At 27.1% G+C, this 17,230-nt stretch carries 16 protein-coding genes; 2 read left to right on the forward strand and 14 right to left on the reverse strand.

The features are described 5' to 3' along the window. Positions 1-77 precede the first annotated feature (77 nt). Genes BN6774_RS12990 through BN6774_RS13000 form a run of 3 tightly spaced genes read right to left on the reverse strand, consistent with a single transcriptional unit; the run spans position 78 to position 3,862 of the window. The gene (locus BN6774_RS12990; RefSeq protein ID WP_066894472.1) at positions 78-1,196 is read right to left on the reverse strand and encodes a hypothetical protein; all 1,119 of its coding nucleotides are present in this window, start codon (positions 1,194-1,196) and stop codon (positions 78-80) included. Between the two features lie 3 nt (positions 1,197-1,199). Beyond that, positions 1,200-2,663 carry a YncE family protein gene (locus BN6774_RS12995; protein ID WP_066894474.1) on the reverse strand — a complete coding sequence of 488 codons (1,464 nt, stop codon included), beginning with the start codon at positions 2,661-2,663 and terminating at the stop codon, positions 1,200-1,202. Then, positions 2,660-3,862: a coiled-coil domain-containing protein gene (locus BN6774_RS13000; protein WP_066894476.1), complete on the reverse strand. Its 1,203-nt coding sequence runs from the start codon at positions 3,860-3,862 to the stop codon at positions 2,660-2,662. Before BN6774_RS13000 ends, BN6774_RS12995 begins: the two co-directional genes overlap by 4 nt. Positions 3,863-4,074: 212 nt before the next feature. Between BN6774_RS13000 and BN6774_RS13005 the strand changes: the two genes are divergently transcribed. After that, complete coding sequence (locus BN6774_RS13005; protein WP_066894478.1) at positions 4,075-4,839, forward strand: hypothetical protein; 765 nt, start codon at positions 4,075-4,077, stop codon at positions 4,837-4,839. A 76-nt stretch (positions 4,840-4,915) separates the two neighbouring features. On the opposite strand, the gene BN6774_RS13010 is transcribed toward BN6774_RS13005, so the two are convergent. From BN6774_RS13010 to BN6774_RS13035, 6 genes are all read right to left on the reverse strand, one after another. After that, positions 4,916-5,434 carry a DUF4489 domain-containing protein gene (locus BN6774_RS13010; RefSeq protein ID WP_066894480.1) on the reverse strand — a complete coding sequence of 173 codons (519 nt, stop codon included), beginning with the start codon at positions 5,432-5,434 and terminating at the stop codon, positions 4,916-4,918. 250 nt (positions 5,435-5,684) lie between these two features. Then, positions 5,685-5,867 carry a DUF1858 domain-containing protein gene (locus BN6774_RS13015; RefSeq protein ID WP_066894483.1) on the reverse strand — a complete coding sequence of 61 codons (183 nt, stop codon included), beginning with the start codon at positions 5,865-5,867 and terminating at the stop codon, positions 5,685-5,687. Positions 5,868-5,925: 58 nt separating this feature from the next. After that, positions 5,926-6,477 carry a hemerythrin domain-containing protein gene (locus BN6774_RS13020; RefSeq protein WP_066894485.1) on the reverse strand — a complete coding sequence of 184 codons (552 nt, stop codon included), beginning with the start codon at positions 6,475-6,477 and terminating at the stop codon, positions 5,926-5,928. Positions 6,478-6,485: 8 nt separating this feature from the next. Next, entirely contained in the window at positions 6,486-7,121 is a 636-nt protein-coding gene (locus BN6774_RS13025) for a hypothetical protein (RefSeq protein WP_066894487.1), read from the reverse strand. Between the two features lie 78 nt (positions 7,122-7,199). Further along, positions 7,200-7,973: a histidinol-phosphatase gene (locus BN6774_RS13030; RefSeq protein WP_066896666.1), complete on the reverse strand. Its 774-nt coding sequence runs from the start codon at positions 7,971-7,973 to the stop codon at positions 7,200-7,202. A gap of 99 nt (positions 7,974-8,072) precedes the next feature. Next, complete coding sequence (locus BN6774_RS13035; RefSeq protein WP_066894489.1) at positions 8,073-8,978, reverse strand: hypothetical protein; 906 nt, start codon at positions 8,976-8,978, stop codon at positions 8,073-8,075. 102 nt (positions 8,979-9,080) lie between these two features. On the opposite strand from BN6774_RS13035, the gene ltaE reads away from it, so the two are divergent. Beyond that, entirely contained in the window at positions 9,081-10,118 is a 1,038-nt protein-coding gene (gene ltaE, locus BN6774_RS13040) for a low-specificity L-threonine aldolase (RefSeq protein ID WP_066894490.1), read from the forward strand. A 75-nt stretch (positions 10,119-10,193) separates the two neighbouring features. Here the strand turns inward: ltaE and hdhA are convergent, their stop codons facing one another. From hdhA to ygeW, 5 genes are all read right to left on the reverse strand, one after another. After that, positions 10,194-10,991 (reverse strand): 7alpha-hydroxysteroid dehydrogenase, encoded by a 798-nt coding sequence (hdhA, locus tag BN6774_RS13045; protein ID WP_066894492.1) that lies wholly within the window; start codon positions 10,989-10,991, stop codon positions 10,194-10,196. Between the two features lie 129 nt (positions 10,992-11,120). Continuing rightward, positions 11,121-13,475, reverse strand: a complete 2,355-nt coding sequence (locus tag BN6774_RS13050; RefSeq protein WP_066894494.1) for an ABC transporter ATP-binding protein/permease — start codon at positions 13,473-13,475, stop codon at positions 11,121-11,123. Positions 13,476-13,766: 291 nt separating this feature from the next. Next, a complete protein-coding gene (gene dpaL / locus BN6774_RS13055) occupies positions 13,767-14,975 on the reverse strand; it encodes a diaminopropionate ammonia-lyase (protein WP_066894496.1) in 1,209 nt (402 codons plus the stop codon). A gap of 17 nt (positions 14,976-14,992) precedes the next feature. Further along, entirely contained in the window at positions 14,993-15,925 is a 933-nt protein-coding gene (arcC, locus tag BN6774_RS13060) for a carbamate kinase (protein ID WP_066894498.1), read from the reverse strand. 104 nt (positions 15,926-16,029) lie between these two features. Further along, positions 16,030-17,223 carry a knotted carbamoyltransferase YgeW gene (gene ygeW, locus BN6774_RS13065; RefSeq protein WP_066894500.1) on the reverse strand — a complete coding sequence of 398 codons (1,194 nt, stop codon included), beginning with the start codon at positions 17,221-17,223 and terminating at the stop codon, positions 16,030-16,032. Positions 17,224-17,230: the final 7 nt, after the last annotated feature.

The following is a 17,230-nucleotide window of genomic DNA, read 5'->3' on the forward strand; positions in this document are numbered from 1 at the left end:
ATAAAGATTATTTTATATACACATTATACTATTATTTCTAATTAATTTCAAAATTCTTTTGTTTAATATAGCTTATATTAGTAGTTTATTGTATATTTTCTTTGTTTATCCTCAAATTCTTTTGATTTCTTTATCTTATCATTATCAATAATCTTTTCATCTTTTATATCTAAACCACAAGATATACTTTTATAATTTATATTAAATTTAACTTCATTAACTTTTAAAATATCCTCTAGGAATAACCTAATTTTTCCATCCTCTTCATAAAAATATACTTCTCTACTTTTATTTCCTTCAATAAATTTTATTTTTCTTACATCTTCATTTTTAAAAATTTTATATACTAAAGGACTTGAAAAATCTTCTCCTTCATTTACAGAGTAGGAACCAAAAAGTTTATTTTTACTTATCCAAAAAGTCCATAAAACTTCCTTTGATTCAATTATTAAACATGAATCTATATTTTCATCATTAAAAATGATAGTTTCCCTTGTTAACTCTTCCTTCTCACATAAAGTTATATTTTTATAAACAATTAACTTTTCATTTTCTTCTTGAGTTACAATTAAAAAATGTATTTTATTATTAACTAAACAATAGGATTTATCTATATAATCTTTTCTTGATATATATATTATTTCATTATTGCTCCATATATTATCATCCTTATTAAAATTCTTAAAAATTAACTTATATATATTAAATGAAACACTATTTATTATTAAAGAAACATATTTATAATTCTCTAGAATATCATAGTCTATATCAATGTCGTTATTATCATTATAAATTGTACTTAAAGATTTATAATTATCGCTATAATATATATTTTTATAATCACTATCTAAATTAAATAAAATTTTAAGTTCTTTTTTATTGAAGAACCCTTTTGCCTTTATAGGTGTTATAAAATTATACTTCATATGGAAAAGTATTTTATACTTCCATTTACCCTCTATTAAAATACATAATATTATATTCCCTACTTCATCTTGACAAATCAAATTAATATTTCTATTAACATCTAATGTTACAAAAAAATATTTAAAACTATTTCTAAAAATAATTTTTCTTTTTATAATCTTACACTTATTTATAATTTCATAATATATTCCAAGCTCATCACTATAAGAAAATCTTAATAATTTCTCTTCTCCAACCTTTAATAAAATATCTGTATTTTTCTCTTTCAACCTTTATACCTCCCCTTTTTTAAAATAAATATCTATTTTAGAAGGCAAAAAAATAACTTCTTCTTTAGTAACATAAGTAGCAATTGTTGAAGTAACATCAAATAATAAAAAGTTTCCCTTTTTATAAGGCGTTGATGTAATTATGTTTTTTGCTTTTACTATAAAATTTAACTCACTTATATCTTCATTATCTGATATATATAAAATTGCCTTATGTTTTCCCTTTAAATTTCCCTTTAAAAGAAATTTTTCTTTTTTTGAGTTAATACAATTCATATAGTATGGAATATAAAATTCAAACTTAAATATTATATAATTATCCTTATCCCTAATAAATTCTTTGCTTTTTCTCTCTTCAATTATTAGGCATTTTTCAAAATTTATTTTGTTTATTTTCACTTCATGTTCTGAAATTATTTTAGTATGAACTTGTTTAAAAATTGTCTTTTCTTTATAAGTAGATATTATTTTTTTAGCCAAAATAAATGTATCTTGATCTTCTCCAAATTTCTTATATAAGTTACTGTATAAAAAATTTTTATCTTTATAAACCTCTTCGTTAATAATTGCTATATCATAAGGAATACAATTATTTTCTTTAAATTTAAAGGTATATTCAATTTTATTATTCTTTATATTAATTAAATCTAGAGCTCCTCTTCCTTTATCATCTATACTAGTTGCTAAAAGGAAGTTTTTATCTGGAGATATCTTCATTCTTTGCGGATAATCTAAGGTGGTTTTTATATTTCTAATTAGATTATTTTTTACAATATCTATAACCTCAATTCTCCCTAAATTCTCATTAATTGCATATAGATAATTTGAATTTCCTTCTAAGCATTTAATCAAGGAGCCTTTAGGGAATCCTATTTCTAATATACTGTCATTTATCAAATCTAATATTAAAATATTACTAATATATTCACCTTTATTTATATACTTATTTGCTATATATAGATACCTTTCATTTTCTCCTATAAAAATATAATTAGGACAGTAACAAATATTATTATATGCTTTTATCAACTTTAATGTTAAAGTATCATAAACTCTTATTTCATTTTGTACTATATCAAGAATAAAAAGTTTACTACCACTACTATTTAACCTAATACAATCAATAGCTCTAAATCCTTTTAACCTACCTATTAAATCACCATTATCTAAGTTATATATATTTAATTCTTCTGTATTCGATACATAAAATTTATTTGAATTAGGATCAATTTTAGTATACCCATTATTAGGTATATCCAGAATTTTATTAGTTTTATCTAAGTGATTAATGACAAAAATCTTATCATCTCTATCAGTAGCAACATATATATTTTTTTTATTATCCATAGTAATATCACAAGGTCTTAATCCAACTTGAACTTCTTTAATCAATTCCCATTTTTCTCCATCAATAATAGATACAGTATTCTTACCTAAGTTAGATATATAATAAGTATTTTTATTCATAGCCCCCCCTTTCCTCTTCTTAAAAGTCTTTCCATTACTGATTGTTTTTCTACTTCTAATTCAGTTTTTATTCTTTTATTTTCTTCCATTAAAGAAGATATTTTTTTATTTAATATATCTATTTCGTTTTGCAATAACTTTATTTCATTAATATATTCTTTTACTTCACTATTGTACTTTTCATTTTTATTCTCTTTAACCGTAAAATACTTTGGATAATATAAATACAAGTCTAATCCTGTAGTTCCATATAATTTACACTTATCAATAGTCCCTTTTTTAATATTACTTATATACGTGTTATACCTCTCTAGACAATCATTATTTTCATTTATAAACTTTAGAGGTTTATCCCATTTAATATTATTAAATTTTGAGTATTGTATTTTATTATCTTCTATCCAGCATACACAAATGTTGTTGCTTTCTTTAAATATAAATGGATCTTTAATATGAATATTACTATTATAAATATTGTAATATTTATATACTCCCAAATAATCTATCATTATATAATCTAGTGTGTATAATGAATTTTCCTTATATCTATTTAAAATATGTATCTTACTACCATCTATTTCAACATCAAAACAAATATACTCACCGTTAATTCCATAAAGTCTGCTAAAATCCCCCCACTTATTAATTTTATAAATTGAGTAGTTTAATGATATTTCATCCCCCATATCTGATAAATAGAATAAGTAAATTTCTTTATTATCCTTTATTTTAATTAGGTAATGCTCCTTTACTTCATCTTCCAAAATTATATCTTGTAGCTTATTAAAACTAATTTTATTATCATCCAATATACAATGCATTAATACACCATGTTGATTACCAATTTTACTAGCTAAAATAAAAAAAATATGCATTTCTCTCCCTAACATTTCTACTTTTATACTTTCTATGCCATAGCTTTCATCTTCTATCTTATATAAAACTTTTCCAAACCATTGTTTTTTCTTTAAAGTACAATATTTCAATTCGCCTTTAGTATTTGAATAAATTAAATGAATCCCTTCATTACCATCTATAAATAAATTAAAATCTATTATATTAACATCAATTAAATTGTCTTTTGTCCATTTTCCATTTGTGTACATTATTCCATAGCATAATTCATTATTTCTATTTAAAAAGAACCTCCATACCCATTGTTTATAGTCAATATATAAACACGGACATACCCCTCTCATATTAAATCGCTCCTTTTTATTTCTTTAATATATAAAGAAATTACAACATTACATAAACTACTTATAAATTTATATTTATAAGTAACTATTATTATGCAATTTTATACTAAGAAAACTTATTTATTACTTTTTATATCACATTTTACCTTAGTTCATATCATATATTGTTATTAGTAAAGTAATAATTTACTATTTTATAAAGGAGAATATATATGTCCATTAAATTTAAGAAGTTTATACCTAGACCTGGACTTGTAAATAAGCAGGGACGTCTTCCTGATCCTTCTGAATTAGTATGTATAGAGGTACCTAAAGTTTTTGATCAATGTTTAATTAAAAGATGTTTAACTTATGGTGCAGGGCCTGATACTGATACAACTGATTGTGAATTAAGAAGTAATCCCCTTATTAATCCTAAAAGATATATTTCAAGCAGAAATTTTAAAATAACATTAATAGATGTTGATAAAATTCCCATAGGTAATTCTCCAGGTTTTAAAAAGATAATTTTAAATTATTTAATTACTTTCTATGCTGATTTTATTGATTATGATGGGTTAACTCGTAGTGAATTCTTTGAAATTAATAGAACTGATATAATCGGGAAGTTCTACTGTCCAGATTCAGTTTCCCAGGCTACAACAAGTCTTGATGATGATTTATGTGATAACAACTTAATAAAACTTGAAATGGTAGCAGATGTGTTACGAGGTGATTTACTAACAGATAAGAACGGTGATGAGGTTCTAGACATAACTTTAGGCTATTATATTGTTGTTAAATGTGAACTTTTAGTTCAATTATTGATTCCAGCTTATGATTATTGTCCTAATATAAGAATTGCTTGTGAGGATGAGCCGGAAGAAGATCCTTGTGAAGTTTTTGAAAAAGCTCCAGTTCCTAAATTTTATCCTGATCAAAACCTAGAGCCATTATTTCCTGATTGTGATTCTTCAGATGACAATGATCTAAATTAATTATATCCCGGTATGAAAAATTCATATCCGGGACTAATTTAATTTTTAAATATTTATTATTTTATATTTACTAGTATTAAAGGTTTCTTCCACAGTTATCTTCACAAGTTTCTTTAGAAGTTGCAATTGCCGAAAGTTCTGCATTTACAACGTTAATAGTTCCCGCTGTCGCTGTTGTAACTGTTGCAACTACTGAATAATTACAACAATCTTTATTACAAGAATCCGTATCACAAACAAAGAATGAGAAAATTCTTGCATCAGTTGTTCCTGTTGTAACTGAAAAAGTCCATGCAGGTCCCACAGGTGTTTGATTAAATTGACCTCTACATTGTTTAAATACTCTTATGCTTAAGGCTCCTGTAAATCCTGTTAAAATTAAATTACTTACAAAGTCTAACCTCACAATTGGATTACATAAGCACGAAGTATCTAAATTAAGTGATTCAAGTGTAAAAGTAGTTCCTACTGCAGTTCCTGTTGGAATTAAAGCTGAACTAGGACATCCACATTTTATAATTGTATGATATTTCTTTTCTTCTTTTTTTCTATCCCTTTTATCATATTCATAATAAGAAATTGGACATGAATTCATAGATATATCCTCCATTTTAATAACTTATCCATATTAGTTTTTATTTATTTTTTTCTTTAGAAAACTTTACTATTTCATTTATTCTGTAAACTTACAAAAAATTAATTTTATTTACTTAACTATTTAAATATGCTCTTATAAAAATCTTAATTAACCTTAATGTTTATAATATATATTATGTAAAAGTATAAAATATGTGAAATAAAAAAACTGTACTAAATTTAATTATTTAGTACAGTTTCAATTAAAATTATTTATTTAGCGCTTCTAATAAATCTTCTAAATTTAATCCATGAACTTTTGCTGCATCTTCAATGCTTTCAGCTTGAGCTGAAGGACATCCAATACATCCCATTCCAAAGCTCATTAATATTTCTGGAGCATTTTCCTTCATTTTTACTACTTCACCTATTGTCATATCCTTAGTAATCATTTTATCACCTATCCTTATATTTATTTTAAATATATAATAATTTTAAATGTATCAGAAATTATATGCAATATTTTTCCTTTAATTCTGATAAAATTAATAAGTTTTCGTCTTTAATATTATTAAATTTAGCTTCAAACTCATTGCATTCATTATTAATTACAGAAATAGTATCTTCTTTTAATTCTCTTTGAGCAAATTTGTAAATCACATTATCTTCTTTATGAATATGTCTTTCTAAAAGATTAGTATATGAAATTGCATTTGCTATTATATCTAACTTAGCTTCATCATTTCCATTTTTGAAAGCCTCTAAAGCCTCATTTAAACTTGTAATGTATAATCTTCCAAGATCATGTTCTACTAACATTCCATATTTAACTACTTTTTCTGCTGTTTCTCCTATTTCATCTATCATTCTATTAAATAACATTATTTCTTCTTTTTTATGATGATGTGAATCAGCATAATTTTTAATAAAATAAATTATTTTATTAAAATCTTCATAATTAATTTCCTTACCCTCTAATATAGATAAACATACTTTTCTCACTATTTTTAGCATAACCTTTATATTTTTATGTTCTTCCATCATTAATTCAATAGCATTCATATAATCACCTATATTCTTTCTATAGAAAATTCATTATTTCCTAGGAAATTATATTTATAATTACTATTAACTTCTTTTACAAAGCTTTCAATCCATAAATCTCTTAATGCATAAAATAAATCTACATCACCATTAACTTCATCCCATATATCCTTATGAACACAAATTCTTCTCTTCCACAATACTTTATTTTCTTCTTGTGAAATCACTTCATTTACTCTATCACATGGCATTCCATCTAAAATATAGTCATTTATAGAATTAAATATATTAATTGCATTATTTAATTCTTTACCTTCTTTTATAGCTTCTTTTCCAGCTTTAGCACCTTGACTTTTATACAAAAGTTCAAGTTTTTCTTTACTTTTATCTTTTTCTAGTAAATTTACAGTCCAAGTTGCTAATCTATATTCTGCAGAATGAATTTTTTCTTGTAGCCAACCATGTATATTAGAAGTATCTATCATTTCTTCTAATGGAAGATTAGGTAATCTTTCTCCATATCTATTATTAATTTCTTTTGATAATTCCTTTACATCTAATCCTTCTTCTTTTGCTAGAACTTTTATTTCTTCCTCAAGATCCTCAAACCAAACTATCTTATTAAATAACCAATAATGAATTTTGCCTAAAAATAAACTCATATTCTTCCTCCAACAATTTAATTTTCTATAAATAGTCTAACATAAAAAATATTCTTATTCGGTAACATAAGTTACATTTTATAATTTCTCTATTAATTCTAAATTTAACTTTTTAGCAAATTCCTCTCCAATATATCTATTTCTTAAATCTTCTGGAAAATGTGCATCTACTCCTAAAATTCTTTTTACATTATATTCTTTAGATAAACTCCAAAACTCTTCTATAGGGTAAAAGTTTCTTTCTCCTAAGTTATATTTAACTTTCCCTCTTTTAAACCCATTTATGTTAACTTCTATTGGCATACTTAGCCTTTCAGCAGCTTCTAATATTCTTTTAGATGCTTTTATAGCATATTCATCCCAATCTCTATATCTAACACCAAACAAATCTGGATGAGCTAAACAATCAAAATATCCACTTTCCATAGACTTTATAACATAATCTATATATATTTCTAAAAGGTCTGGATTTAGCTTAACTGCTCCTACATATAACCACTCACCATTACAAGGGAAAAAATGAGCTCCAAGAATTAAGTAATCTACTTTATATTTTTCTTTAAATTCATCATATAACCAATGATAGTCTTCAAAATACTCACATTCTATAGCTTTTTTTATAGATATTTTATCTCCATACTTTTCTTTTGCTTCATCTATTTCCTTAAAATATACTTTTAAATCTTCATATGACATTCTGTTTTCATTGTCTATATCTTTACCTGGATGAGGCAAATGGTCAGATATACCTATTTCATCATATCCTTCTTTAATTGCTTCTTCTATATAATCATCTATAGTTCCAACAGCATGGTTGCATCTATAATTATGTGTATGATAATTAGTTTTCATATTTTCACCTATCCTTTGTTTAATTTTATAAAATATTTTACAATTATAATAACATATAAATAAATTATCTTCTATTAATGAACTACAAACCAAAAGCTATTATATAAAATCCATTCTAACACCTTGTACTTCTATTACTCTTTTACTTATCATTCCATGAACAACTACTACTTCATCTCTTTCTTGAATATAGCAATAGTTTCTAACCTTAAATGTAATCTCCTCTTCTGTTTCATAATTAGTTATAAAAATCTTGTATACTGGAACTCTAGATTTACTACTTGTAATGTCTATAATTCCAGTACATATTCCACTAGTTTTTGTATATAATCCAAATATAACTTCCAAAAAATATATTATATCTGGTATAAAAATTATTAAAAATATAAATATACCTACATCAAATCTACTTAAAATTAATAGAGTTAAAACAAATATATTATATTTTCTTATTCTATTAATTCTGTCTTCCCACTTAACATTAATACGAGGAAAAAACTTAATTTTCATTTTCCAAAAAACATTACTTTCTTTATCAAGACTACCTGGATAATCAAAATCTCTTTTCCATCTAAGTTGTTTGTCTGTTAATTGAATAGACTTTATTTTTCTTTCATTAATATAAAGCATAATTAAAATAGCTTCAATTAGTATCTCCAATCTTATTAAAAGTAAGTCTCTAAATATTATTGCTATTACTATAGTGTATATGGAAAAACATACACATAATATCTTGTAAAATAAGGTTTTTCTTTTAACATCTAATAAAATATCTTCACTTATATCTAATTTAATATTTCCAATAGAAAATATACCTATAATTAAGACTGAAAATGCCATTGTTATACTTAGCCCATTTAAGTCAATAGGCTTTAAAAACTCCATATTTATTCCTTTGTAGTTGCAAAAATATAATATATTTCCTATTAAGCCCATTACTAACCCAAAAGCAAAAAATATTCTTAACTGCTCTAAATTTCGTCTTTCAGATCCCATAGTTCCCATAATAACTACTCCTTATTTGCAAAAATTTTCTTAACTACCTACTTTTATTATATTATAATTAAATTAAAATGTATTAATAAACTATAAAAGGGGACGTAAAATATGAAATTTATCGATTTAAGAAGTGATACAGTTACTGAGCAACCTATATTTATGAAAGAAGCTATGTTTAATGCAGAAGTTGGTGATGATGTATACGGAGATGATCCAACAATTCTTAAGTTAGAATCTTTAGCTGCTAAAATTGTTGGAAAAGAATCTGCTTTATTTGTTCCAACGGGTACCTTTGGAAATCAACTAGCTTTATTTACTCATTGCACAAGAGGTAGTGAGGTTATAATTGCTGATTCTAATCATATTATCGCACATGAAGTAGGAGCAAGTTCTGTTATTGCTGGAGTACAATTAAGAGCAATAGATGCTCCTAATGGGGTTTTAAAAGCTAAAGAAATAGAAAAGAGAATAAGATTTGAAAATGAAGATATTCACTTTCCATCTACCTCTCTAATTTGTATTGAAAATGCTCATTCAAGTGGTAATGTTTTGACCCTTGAAGAAATGAATGAGGTATATGAAGTTGCAAAAAAATACAATTTACCTATTCATCTAGATGGTGCAAGATTATTTAATGCTTCCACAGCTTTAAATGTGGATGTTACCGAAATTACAAAATATTGTGATTCAGTTATGTTCTGCTTATCTAAGGGTCTCTGTGCTCCAGTTGGCTCTATCTTAGCTGGAAGTAAGGAATTTATTAGCAAGGCAAGAAAGAAACGAAAGTTAATGGGGGGAGGTTTAAGACAATCAGGATTTTTAGCTGCTGCTGGTATAGTTTCTTTGGAAGAAATGACCAAAAGATTAAGAGAGGATCATGATAATGCAAAACTACTTGCTGAAGAGTTAAATAAAATTCCTGAAATAGATGTGGATTTACATAACTTAAAAATAAACATGGTATTCTTTAAATTCAATGACAACTCCATAAATACTAAAGCATTAGTTAATTATTTCTTAGAAAATGATATTAAAATTAATGATGTAGAAAATGGACTTATGAGATTTGTTACCCATTATTGGATAAAGAAAGATGATATATTTAAAGTAGTTACTACCTTAAAAGAATTTTTATCTAAAAGATAACAGAAAAGTCTGTGTACATTTAGCTGATATGATAAAAATCATATTAATTAAAGTATCACAGACTTTTTTATATAATTATCTTTTGTTTTTTAGATTAATCATATCACCATATATCGGAGTTGCTAATCCAAAGCCACCAGATACATCTATAATTTGACCAGTTGTATATGATGATTCATCACTAGCCAAATAAACTACTGTTGCTGCAATTTCCTCTGGTTCTCCCATTCTTTTAATAGGTATATGTTTCAAGAAAAATTCTTTAAAGTCTTCAGTTAAACCATCCTTAACTGCATCAGTAGCTGTCATACCTGGTAATACTGCATTACAACGTATATTGTCTCTAGCACATTGGACAGCTATAAGTTTTGTTAAATAATTTATTGAAGCCTTACTTGTAGTATAAGCAATTTGTGAAATATCTGGTACTAGACCTCCAATTGAAGATATATTAATTATAGATCCACTACCATTTTTGCTCATATACTCTATAGCTTTTTGTGATGATATAAATACACTAGCTAAATTTGTATCAATTGTATTTATATACTCTTCATAACTTGTATTTTTAATATCTAAATCTAACTTCGGATTAGAAGTACCAAAATTATTAACAAGCACATCTATTCTACCTTCATTTTTAACGGCTTCTTCAATCATAGATACATAAGTTTCTTTTTTATATGCATCATTATATACTGTTTTTACTCTATAACCTTTATCATTTAATTCTTTAGCTACTTCTCCTGCCTTCTCTAAATTACGAGCAGCCATATATACTATAGCTCCTTCTTTAGCACAAGCTTTAACTATAGCTAACCCAATCCCTCTTGTAGAAGCTGTAACTAATACAACCTTATCTTTTAATCTCATATAAATCCGTCCTCTCTTATTAAAATTATTACTATTATATCCCTTTTTATAATCATAGTAAACACCTAGTTAATATATAATAATGTATATATTTATACGGATTTATTACAGATATTATAACCTTAAATACTACTCTGTTCTTAATGCTTCAACGGGATCTTTCTTGGATGCCATTTTAGCAGGAATAGAACCACCTATCATAGTTAAGCATACACTTATAACTACTAAGATAATAGCATGGATTGGGTTTAATACTGCTACTCCTTTTAAATCCGTAATTTTATACAAAATACTATTTGTTGGAAAAGTTAATAAATATGCAATAAATATTCCTAATAATCCCGAACAACTACCTACTATGAAAGTTTCTGCATTAAATACTCTGGTTATGTCCTTCTTTCTAGCACCTAAAGCTCTAAGTACACCTATTTCCTTTGTTCTTTCAAGAACTGAAATATAAGTTATTATTCCAACCATAATTAATGAAACTACTAGTGATATAGCTGCAAAAGCTATTAATACCATTGTTATAGCATCCATTATCCCACTTGATAAACTTACAAATGTACTTGCCATATCATTATAAATAATTACATCTTCCTTTTCTTTACCCTCATTCCAATTATCTAAATACTCTGTTACTTTCTCCTTAGTAGCAAAATCTTTAGGATATAATGTTATCATATATGGAGTTGAAGTAGCTCCTATTGATGCTAGGATATTTTCCTTAGTATTTGAATTATTAGAATCTGGCCTATTACTTTCCTTTTTAAAGCTCTCTCCAGTAAATATATTATAATTTACTTCTTTTTGAGCCTTAGCTACTTCAGAATTTTTAGCATCATCAATAAAATATTTACTTAATTCATCTGAATAAGCTAACCCTGGTTGTAAAACAGGAATCGTAACATCCTTTTTTATTCTTAAGATACCAGATATTTTTAAAGGTATAGCTCTTTCATTATTATATAATTCACTCATATCCTTAGGGTTTCCAGCTAAAGTAAAGTAATTTCCAATCTTAGTATAATAATCATTATTTAAAATTGCCTTTATTTCATAACCAATAATATCATCAAAATTTATTTCTTCTTTATTACTTTCTATTCCTAAAGCATCTAAAATTGCTGTATCAACTTTATTATACTCATCAACTACTAAAACTAAATCATTCATACTTTTAGGATAACTTCCAGATAATAAATCATATGATGCTTCTAAGTAACCTTCTGTGTCATTATCTATCTTTATTGGATAAGAAGATAGATTTAAGTCTGAAGCATTAATTGGAGTTGCTACATTTCCATCACTCTTCAAAAGATTCATATTTACTAAACGAGTAAAAGAAATTCCTGATAATAGCGAGCTATCTATGTCTTCAATATAATTGATATATTCATCATTAATTATGTTAGTATGCATAAAAGTATTCTCCTTACTATTGTAAGGATATATTACATTTGAATTTGGATACTTACTACTATCTTCTTTCTCTTCTCCAAGCATTTCTTTTCTCATTTCTTTACTATGTTCCATCATCTTATTAATATCTACTTCAGCAGCCTTTTGACTTATCATAATAGGAAATCCAGATAAAGTATCTGATTCAAATATATCAATTTGTTTGTCAAATCCATTAGATAAAGATAATATTAATGCTATTCCTATAATACCTATACTTGAAGCAAAGGCTGTTAAAAATGTTCTCCATTTTTTAGTTCTTATGTTCATTCCAGATAGCTTTAGTGCTGTAAGAAAACTCATGCTTGTTTTCTTAAGGCTATATGATATATTACTTTTTTCTTCTTCTAAAGGATTTGTATCTGATATAACATTTCCATCTCTAAATTCCACTATTCTATCGGCATATTTTTCAGCTAGTTCTGGGTTATGCGTTACCATTATTACTAATTTATCTTTAGCTATACCCTTTATAAGCTCCATTATTTGGATACTAGTTTTAGTATCTAAAGCTCCTGTTGGCTCATCAGCTAGAATTATATCAGGATCATTAGCAAGGGCCCTTGCAATAGCAACTCTTTGCATTTGTCCACCTGATAGTTGATTAGGCTTTTTATGCATATGTTCTTTTAAGCCCACTCTTTCTAATACTTCTTTTGCTTTTTTATGCTTTTCAGCAGCTGAAATTCCACTTAAAGTCATTCCCATTTCAACATTATCTAAAATATTTAAATGACTAATTAAATTGTAACTTTGAAATATAAATCCTATACTATTATTTCTATATGCGTCCCATTCTGAATCTTTAAATTCCTTTGTAGATTTTCCATTAATAATTAAATCTCCACTATCATATTTATCTAATCCACCTATTACATTAAGACAAGTAGTTTTACCAGATCCACTTGGTCCTAAAATAGCAACAAATTCATTTTCTCTAAAATTTAAACTTACTCCACCTAATGCAACTTGCTTAAAATCTCCTGTTACATATGACTTTTTTATATTTTTTAACGATAACATCCTTCTCCTCCTACTTCTATTTTTATGCATTATTCAGTTTTAACTATCTAATAGGTTCATATTCATAATTATAACCCAATTTATGCTAAAGAGTTATTAATATAGCAATTTTTTTATTCTTTAAGAAATTTATAGTAGAATATTATTGTTTAAAAATTTTAATAAATAAAAAGTGGACTATGTAAATCTACACACTCTCATTAAATGAGAGAAATGTAATTTTTACATATATCCACCTTGAATTAAAAAAAGTAACTTGAAACAAATTGCTTCTTTATATTATTAATTAATTTATCTATTGTAGCTACCTTCCCAAACAATTTCTCTGTACTTGTCTGGATCAGTATCTCCTTCAGTACTAAATAAAAGTACTCTAGAATTTTCATCTAATCCAATAGATTCTTTTAAATCTTTATATTCTGGATTTGTCATTAACTCATATACAAGACCTAAAGTAACTGCACCTGATTCTCCAGATATTACTTTGTCATCTCCTGTCATTGGGTTTCCAAGAACTCTCATTCCATTTGCAGCAACATAGTTTGGTGCTGAAACGAAAACTTTTGAGTAATTCTTTAATACTTCAAATCCAGTTATATTAACTTCTCCACAAGCAAGTCCAGCCATTATTGTTGGCATATCACCACCAACTGCTCTTGGCTTTCCATCATTAGCTATAGCTGATTCATAGTAGCATGCTGCTTCTTGAGCTTCTACTACAACAGTTGTTGGACAATCTTCTCCAAATACTGATGCAAAGAATCCTTGAATTCCACCAGCTAATGAACCAACTCCAGCTTGTAAGAAAATATGAGTTGGTCTATTTACTTTATAATCATTTCTTAATTGCTCTAAAGCTTCTAATCCCATAGTTCCATAACCTTGCATTATCCATGCTGGTATTTCTTCATAGCCTTCCCACGCTGTATCTTGAACTACTACACCATTATGCTCATCTGCATATTTAGCTGCTAATCTTACTGCATCATCATAGTTCATATCAGTAATAGATGCATCAGCACCTTCTTTTCTGATATTTTCAAGTCTAGTTAAAGAAGATCCCTTTGGCATATAAACTACTGATTTTTGTTTTAATCTATTTGCTGTCCAAGCAACTCCTCTACCATGATTTCCATCAGTTGCTGTAACAAAAGTAATATCTCCAAGCTTTTCTCTTATTTCATCTGAAATTAATTTTTCATATGGTAAATCATTGATATCCATATCTAATCTTTGAGCTAAATACTTAGCCATTGCAAAAGATCCACCAAGTACCTTAAACGCATTTAGTCCAAATCTATATGATTCATCCTTTAAATAAATTCCACCAACACCTATTCTTTTACTTAGATTTTCTAAATTAACTAATGGTGTTACACTATATTCTGGGAAGCTTTTGTGAAAATTTCTTACCTTATTGATTTCTTCGTTACTTAAGAAGTCTAAGCTTACTTCGCTTTTAGGCATTGTATTTTCCTTCCACATAATCTTTTCTGACATTTTATTTCCCCCTAAAACTATTTTATTATTCTTGTACCAGTCTTACCTAGTATCCCATCCTTAGCCTTTTCTAACAATGTTATTAAAGCTTGTCTTCCTTCTTTTGATTGAGCAAAATCTATACCCGCTTCAACCTTTGGCTTCATTGATCCTGGTGCGAAATGTCCTTCTTCAACATAAGTTTTCATTTCTTCTACAGAAACATTATCCAACCACTTTTCATTTTCCTTACCGTAATTTATAGCAGCTTTTTCTACAGCTGTTAATATTATTAAGAAATCTGCATCTAATTCTTTTGCTAATGTTGCACTAGCAAAATCCTTATCGATAACAGCACTTGCTCCTCTTAAATGGTTTCCTTCTTTAATTACTGGAATACCACCACCTCCACAAGCAATTACAACATTTCCTGAATCTACTAAACTTTTAATAGTTTCAATTTCTATAATGCTTTGTGGCTTTGGAGAAGCAACAACTCTTCTATATCCTCTACCTGCATCTTCAACAACATTAATTCCCTTTGCAATTAATGCATCTGCTTCTTCCTTTGTCATAAAGCTTCCTATAGGTTTTGTAGGATTTTCAAATGCTTTATCATTTTTATCAACTTCTACTTGAGTAACTATTGTAGCAACAGACTTATTGATATTTCTATTTACTAATTCTTCTCTTAACGCATTTTGTAAATCATATCCTACATATCCTTGGCTCATTGCTACGCAAACAGACATTGGGATTGTTGAGTACTTACTATCTGATTTTGTTAAAGCATCCATAGCAAGATTTATCATCCCAACTTGTGGACCATTTCCATGAGATATAACTACTTCATGTCCTTCTTCAATTAAGTCGACAATAGCTTTTGCAGTTGATTTAACTGCTGACATTTGTTCTTCTAAATTATTTCCTAAAGCATTTCCGCCTAATGCTATTACAATTTTCTTTTTCATAATTCTCTCCCTCGAATTCTTCGAATATATGATTTCTTGAATGTTTAGGGCCTTTACCCTTTTATTTTATTGGATAAAAGCCCCTATATTATATAGTGTTAAGATTATTTAACTTGACGATCTTTTTTAGCTTCTTCTAACTTAGCTAAAACTTCTTGTGGGTTCTTAACTTTGCTTAAGAAAATCATAGCTGCAATTACATATGGCTTGTAGCTAGCTTCTTTGTAAAGAGGCTTTCTGTATCTATCAAATACAGTAGCATCAACTTCACCAACTTCACAGCTAACACCAGTTATATCTGCTGGTAAGCAGTGTAAGTATAATGCTTTTCCATCTTTAGTTGTCTTCATTAATTCTTCAGTACATTGCCAATCTTTATGTTCAGCATTTTGTGCTAATAATTCTTTTTCTAATTCCTTGATTCCATCGAAATCGCCATTTCCATATAAGTCAGTTCTCTTTTCCATAGCAACAAATGGAGCCCAGCTCTTTGGATATACTATATCAGCATCTTTAAATGCTTCTTCCATAGAATTAGTCTTAGTGAATTTTCCACCTGAAAGTTCAGCATTTTTCTTAGCTATTTCTTCAACTTCTGGCATTACTTCATATCCTTCTGGATGAGCTAAAACAACGTCCATACCGAATCTTGTTAATAATCCAATTATTCCTTGAGGAACTGATAATGGTTTACCATATGATGGAGAGTAAGCCCAAGTCATAGCAACTTTCTTACCTTTTAAGTTTTCGATTCCGCCAAATTCATTGATTAAGTGTAAAGCATCAGCCATTGCTTGAGTTGGGTGATCGATATCACATTGTAAGTCAACTAAAGTAGGTATTTGCTCTAATGTTCCTTCTTCGTGTCCTTCTCTTACAGCCTTAGAAACTTCTCTCATGTAAGTATTTCCTTTTCCGATATACATATCATCTCTGATACCTATAACGTCAGCCATAAATGATACCATGTTAGCAGTTTCTCTAACTGTTTCTCCATGAGCTATTTGAGATTTTCCTTCATCTAAATCTTGAACTTCTAATCCTAAAAGGTTACAAGCTGATGCAAAGCTAAATCTTGTTCTTGTTGAGTTATCTCTGAATAAAGAAATTCCAAGTCCACTATCAAATATTTTAGTTGAAATGTTGTTCTTTCTTAAATCTCTTAAAGCTTCTGCAACTGTGAATACAGCTTTTAATTCGTCATCGCTCTTCTTCCAAGTTTCCATGAAATCATCATTATACATTTTTGAAAAATCTAATTTGTTAAGTTCGTTAATATGTTTGTCCATTAAAGTCATTTTAATA

The sequence above is a fragment of the Clostridium nigeriense genome (assembly GCF_900086595.1).
In the GTDB taxonomy this organism is placed as follows: domain Bacteria; phylum Bacillota; class Clostridia; order Clostridiales; family Clostridiaceae; genus Clostridium; species Clostridium nigeriense.